This window comes from Bacteroides sp. RTP31139st1_H2_RTP31139_211217 (genome assembly GCF_040227615.1).
GTDB lineage: Bacteria > Bacteroidota > Bacteroidia > Bacteroidales > Bacteroidaceae > Bacteroides > Bacteroides uniformis.
The window spans coordinates 10,836-16,926 of the sequence record NZ_JBCNZM010000099.1 but is presented as its reverse complement, the minus strand read 5'-3'; the positions used below and the strand labels follow the sequence as shown (position 1 = coordinate 16,926).

Genomic DNA, 6,091 nt, shown 5'->3' with positions numbered 1-6,091 from the left:
GATTCTTTGCTCTCCCTCTAACCCTACGGGTTCGGTGTACAGCAAGGAGGAGTTGGCAGGCCTGGCCGCAGTATTGGCAAAGTATCCGCAGGTTGTTGTGATTGCCGATGAGATTTACGAACATATCAACTATATCGGCAAGCATCAGAGCATAGCACAATTCCCCGAAATGAAAGAGCGTACGGTCATTGTGAATGGTGTTTCCAAAGCATATGCAATGACTGGTTGGCGTATCGGTTTCATTGCAGGTCCGGAATGGCTTGTGAAGGCTTGCAATAAATTGCAGGGACAGTATACTTCCGGTCCTTGTTCTGTATCTCAGAAGGCTGCTGAGGCTGCTTATACGGGTACACAAGTTCCGGTGGAGGAAATGCGCAAGGCTTTCGAGCGTCGTCGTGATTTGATTGTAAAGTTGGCCAAGGAAGTTCCGGGTTTCGAGGTGAATGTACCGGAAGGTGCTTTCTATCTGTTCCCTAAATGCGATTCATTCTTCGGTAAATCTGCCGGAGAACGTAAAATCAATGATTCAGATGATTTGGCCATGTATCTGTTGGAAGTGGCTCATGTGGCTTGCGTAGGTGGTGCTTCTTTCGGAGCTCCCGAATGCATTCGTATGAGTTATGCAACCAGCGATGAAAATATAGTTGAAGCTATCCGTCGTATAAAAGAAGCACTGGCTAATCTGAAGTGATTCTAACTTCTTCTACAAACTTATTTTAGCAAGACATCTGTCATGCTGTCACGAACAGTTCGTTTCATCAAAGCGGACTGTTCGTTTTGTTATGACGAACACTTTGTTTTGTTATGACGAACACTTTGTTTCATTATAGCGAACACTCTGTTCCATACAGTATAAACACTTTGTTTTATATTATACGAACATTTTGTTTTCTACTATATGAACACTTTGTTTTATACTTATGGAACAAAGTGTTCATGTCTGTGAACTAACGTATTATCCGTATATAGAAAATAACAATGAGGGGGGTGAAGGTACTGAATTTCACGTGGGGGATATAAAAAAGCGCAGGCAGTTTATCTACCCACGCTTTTGTTTTTGATACTGGGATTGTATTATTCTCCCGGATGAATTGCTTCAGAAGGACAAACATCTGCACAAGTACCACACTCTGTGCAAGTCTCAGGGTCGATATGATAGATATCACCTTCAGAGATAGCGCCAACCGGACACTCGTCGATACAAGTTCCGCAAGCAATACAATCGTCACTAATTACGTAAGCCATTTTCTTTTAGATTTAAATTATTATTAGTACTAATTCGTTTGGCAAAAATAGTGGTTTTCTTTATTACTTGCTATCAATCTTGATTAAAAACGTATAATTTGTATGTCGTCTAAATAAGGAGTCGAGAAAGCGACACAGCATACCGCAGAGACTGAAAAATGTTCGTTTTTGAATTTCGTAAACGAATTGCTCTGATACTATTGGCTTTAGCTGGAGCTTAAGCCGATTTTCAACTTTTAAGAAAGAGTCGGATAGGTAAAAGTAATCACTGCGATTTCTCCTTCTTCGACATTCTCGGTTTGATAGGTACCTTTGAAATGTTCAAAGAACAACTGGTTGATTTTCTGTTGCACTGATACTTTTTGAGAGGCAAACCTGGAATCGGCTATAGGACTGTTCTCTATCCGGCATGCGATGATGTGTTTGTCCGGATGGTTGACCAAGAACATGCTGACTTTGCGTGTTTCTTTGCAGTCGTTCGGATAAAGCAGCATACTTGTCACTATTTGTGTAAGGCGGTTGACGTCGGTATGGATACGTACATCTCCTACCTCCACTTGTAGTTCCAGGAGGATACGGCCTTCACTGCGCATTTGTATTAGACAATCTAGTTCGTTGCACCATTCTTTTACATTACAATCCTGCAATTGAAATTTCATCATATTCGCTTCCAGGCGTGAGAGGTCCAATACGTCGTTTACCAGTTGGATAAGCTCACCCGAATTGGCTTGGATAATACAGGAATACTCTTTTCGCTCTTCTTCATCCAGCTCGTTGTCGGTGGAAAGCAGTTGGGAGAAACCGACTACATTGTTCAGTGGGATACGGATATTATAACTCATATTGGCAAGGAAACGGCTTTTTATTTCGTTGGCTTCTTCGGCAATAATTGCCAATTTACGCATTTCCTTCTCATCTTGTTGCAGCCGCTTCCTGCTTCTATACATATGTAGGTTGAAAAGTAACAAGGCTATAATGATGATGATGGAGGTAACGAGACAGATACGGTGAAAAGTGGCTTGCCGCTGTTCTTTTTGGAAAAGCAGTTGGTCCATATTATATAGGCTTTGTATCTGTTCTATCTGTGAGGTGGAGAATACTGTATATAACGAATCTTTTGCCTTGGTTATTTGTTTATAGACAGGAAGTGCGTCGTCCGGAAACCCCATCTTTACTAATATATCCGCTTTCTGAAGTCCATAAATCATGGCATCATCCAGTGAAATAGGGGTTACAAGTTCAATGGCGTCTTCTAAATAAACCAAAGCTTTGTCGTATTCTTTTGTCAGTTGGTAATATTCGGCATATGCTGCCAAACGTATCAACCGATAAGGAAGAAATGAAGATGTACTGAGATGCCGCTCTGCTTTCTGCAAATATTCCCATGCTTCCGCAGGACGTTGAAGGCGGGTATAGTAAAGGGCGTATTGTAAATCTATGAGCAGATACAAATTGGTATAGCCGTTTGTCAGTACGGTGGTGCCTTCTTCCTGCAATCTGTTTTTTGCATTGTTGAGTTCCTCCAGATACCGGAACATGTTGTCATTGTCATGCAGATATGAGTAAGCCAGTACCGCTTTTGTCAATAAATCAATCTGAGTGGCAAGGGAGGAATCCGGACTTGTCAGTTCAAAAGCCTTGTTTAGGTAGGTGATTCCTTCTTTGTAACGTAAGGTATTGAAATATCCAGTCATCAGGCATAGGCATGCTTCGCGCATACCGTCATGGTTGCCAAGACTTTGAGCCTTGTCGTACATGTCTTGTGCTTGTTTGAGGGCTAATTCAATCTTCTGGCTGATGACATAGAATTCTATCATCATCTTTTTGCCTCTGAAGTAATGACGGTAGTAGTTGTGCTCTTCAGACAACTGTTCGAGCCTCTTCAGCCATTGTTCTGCATGTTTTTGGTCCAGTAGGTTGTAGTAATAAATAATGTGCGCATATATGGCCGCACTCTGGTAAAGTATATTTTTCTGGGCGATGGCCTCTTCCAGTAATTTGTTCTCGTAATAGATGAATGTCGGTGACAGTTGGTCAAGCAGTGCTATCTGATATAGGGTTTCCAATCTGGTGGTATCGGCTGGGGAGGCAAGATATATACGTAGCAGGCTATCCTTGGCTTCTGTCCGTCGCACATCTGCGTGTGCGGACGGTAACAGCCAGCATAAGGCAATGAGCAATGTAAATATCTGTTTCATTTCTTATTCTCCTTTCTGCCTGTCTGGCTTATGGGGTGGGTGAAGCAGAAGCGTGAGCCTTCGGCATACTCTGAATCAATCCATATTTGTCCGCCGATATGCTCTATGATAAGTTGGCATATGGAGAGCCCCAACCCACTGCCTTGAGCATTCTCATTCAGCTTTTCAAAACGTTGGAAAATGTTGGCTTGCTTGTCTTTGGGAATGCCGCAACCGGTATCTGTTACGGTGAATAGTACGGTGTCGTCCGTTTCTTTTTCCAGCTTTAGGACAATGCTGCCTTGTGGGGTAAATTTGGTAGCATTTATCAGTAGGTTAATCAGGACTTGCTGCAGGCGTGAGTCGTCAGTCTCGATGGGCATTTCTTCCAGCTCGGTGGTGAATGTAAGTTCAGCTTGTGTCTGTTTCACTTTGTTCACGGTATCTATCACGTTTCTGCAGATGCTTACGGCATCATGTTGTGCAATACAGAATTGCAGTTTGCCGAATTCAAGACTCGATAGATCTATCACGTCGTTAATAAGCTTCAGCAATAGTTCTGAGTTCTGTTGGATAACTTCATTGCACTGACGGCGTGTCTCATCGTCCAGTCCCTCTTCCGTCAATAGGGATGAAAAGCCCGATAATGCATTGAGTGGGGTACGGATTTCATGGCTCATGTTCGAGAGGAACACGCTTTTTGCACGCATGGCATTTTCGGCATTTATCCGTGATGTTGCCAGTTTTTGGGTGGAGAGTTTCACCTTTTCCCGTTGCCTTTTGAGTAGGATGGCAAGTAGAACAAATAACGTTACTAATGCCATCGTTCCTACCAATATGCTGGTTATGATTTTATTGTATTCGTTATTGCTGGCCGTCTCTGCCTTATCTACCTGGTATTTTGCCTTTATCGTATTGATTTGCCGGATATAGCTTTGTGAAGCGAGTGTATCTATAGGAGGATACAATTCCTGGTAGATTCGGCAGGCTTCCATGGCCATGCCTTGTATTTTACAGAGATAGATTTTTTCCAGCGAAGTCCAGCGGTAATACGTGGAGCGCTTATTACCGGAGTATTCTGCTTGCAATTTGGAGTAGATGTCCAGAGCTTGTTTCCAGTATTGTTTGTCCCAATTTCCCATGGCTCTATAGTAGGCGGCAGTGGTATAATCCAAGTGAAACCGATAGAACTTCTCTGGGTGCAGTTGGTAAATGGAGTCCATTTTGTGGAGCCAGATGTTTGCTTCATCAAGATAGTCTTGTGAGAGGTGTCCATGGGAAATGGCAAAATTCGTCTTTTCGATGCAGAAAAAGAAGTCTGTCGGGTAGTCAGGCTCCTGATATAATATTTTCTCCAGCTCTTCCAGGATTTTTTCCGCTTCTTCCAGACGTCCTTTCCGTTGCAGAACGTTGGACATTTTTAAAAGAAGCTGTGCCCTATATGGATGCTGGTCTGAAATGTTGGATAGTTCAGTCAAAGCATCCTGGTATGATTCCAGGGCTTTATCCCCCATGTTGGCTATTGTATTATAGGCGTCTCCGATGGCTTGGTTGGCCACTACCATACCAAATTGGTAGTCTGTTGCTTTAGCTTCTTCGTACATAAGTTGTGCCCGGTTCGTCGCTAAGCTGATATCGCCGCGCAATGTATAGGCATTGGCCAATTGAAGTTGTAATAGAAAATACGTTGTTCTATCTTCATTTGATTGTTGGGTGGGAAGAAGTTGCTCGCTCCACGCAATGACACTGTCTATGGATATGGAGTCATCATAGAGAACTTGTCTTTTGACCAATGATTGCAGAATACTCTGCTTTTCTTGATTGGCTATTGTATGTGCTGATAAGACAGAAGTATACAGTATCTGCCCCAATAGCATCCATATAATCATTTTTGTTCTCAAATGTTTGTTTGCCTCTTTTGTTTATTATTGGCAAAAATAAATATAAATGAATAAATAAAAAATTAAATAGATGCTTTTTTTATCCTTTATACTCAATTTGTTAGCAACTTTATGCAGGCGATTGGAAGGGATTAATACAGTTCCAAACCAAACTCTTCTTTTAGTTGTAATAGGGCACTGTTCTTTTGTGCCATCATCTGGAATTTTTCAACGCGTCCGTAGGCACGTACCTTTTCAGTAGGAGCACTAATCCGGACAGTCATGGTGACTTTGCGGTTCTTTAGCCGGGTACGTAGGTAATTTTGCAGAGTGGGTATCATGCCGGTAAATTCCTTGGCAACGATTTCATTGTCTACCACAGCCTCAAAAGTTGTGTCATTTATTAAAGTGATGCGCATGTTCTGCATGCGCTTGGCTATGGCTACTTGCTCCTTGGGCATACGTCCGGCATACTCCTGCCAGTAATAGTTCAAATCCCTTTCATTGAAGATGTAGTCTTCTTCCGGTTGTGCTGCTTGGTGGGCGGCAGTAGGGTTAGATGAAGGGTTTCTTTGTTCCTCTTCTATATGGGGGCGTTTGATGGAGACCCCTAATCCGGACATTTTCATGACCGGAATTTTTTTCTCTTCTCTCCCTTGCGCCATTAATACGGCAGCAGGTGTGGCATGTGGAGTTGTTGCATTACTATGCTGCGTGGCAGCAGGTTGGGGAGTGCTGTTTGTCTGTACTGCCGGCTGTACGGTTTGTTGGGGCATGGCAGCAGTGGCC

Annotated in this window: 4 protein-coding genes and 1 pseudogene; 1 reads left to right on the top strand and 4 read right to left on the bottom strand. The window is 42.9% G+C overall.

The features are described from left to right. On the top strand, nt 1-691 hold a 691-nt coding region (locus tag ABUA47_RS15770; protein WP_349831745.1), incomplete at its 5' end, for an aminotransferase class I/II-fold pyridoxal phosphate-dependent enzyme. A gap of 383 nt (nt 692-1,074) precedes the next feature. On the opposite strand, the gene ABUA47_RS15765 is transcribed toward ABUA47_RS15770, so the two are convergent. The 4 genes and pseudogenes from ABUA47_RS15765 to ABUA47_RS15750 all read right to left on the bottom strand — a co-directional run. Beyond that, nucleotides 1,075-1,245 carry a DUF362 domain-containing protein gene (locus ABUA47_RS15765; protein ID WP_005834872.1) on the bottom strand — a complete coding sequence of 57 codons (171 nt, stop codon included), beginning with the start codon at nt 1,243-1,245 and terminating at the stop codon, nt 1,075-1,077. Between the two features lie 236 nt (nt 1,246-1,481). Then, a complete protein-coding gene (locus ABUA47_RS15760; RefSeq protein ID WP_005834874.1) occupies nt 1,482-3,443 on the bottom strand; it encodes a sensor histidine kinase in 1,962 nt (653 codons plus the stop codon). After that, nucleotides 3,440-5,311: a sensor histidine kinase gene (locus tag ABUA47_RS15755; protein WP_005824733.1), complete on the bottom strand. Its 1,872-nt coding sequence runs from the start codon at nt 5,309-5,311 to the stop codon at nt 3,440-3,442. Before ABUA47_RS15755 ends, ABUA47_RS15760 begins: the two co-directional genes overlap by 4 nt. A gap of 143 nt (nt 5,312-5,454) precedes the next feature. Next, nucleotides 5,455-6,091 (bottom strand): annotated as a pseudogene (locus ABUA47_RS15750) (DNA polymerase III subunit gamma/tau); the annotation flags it as partial.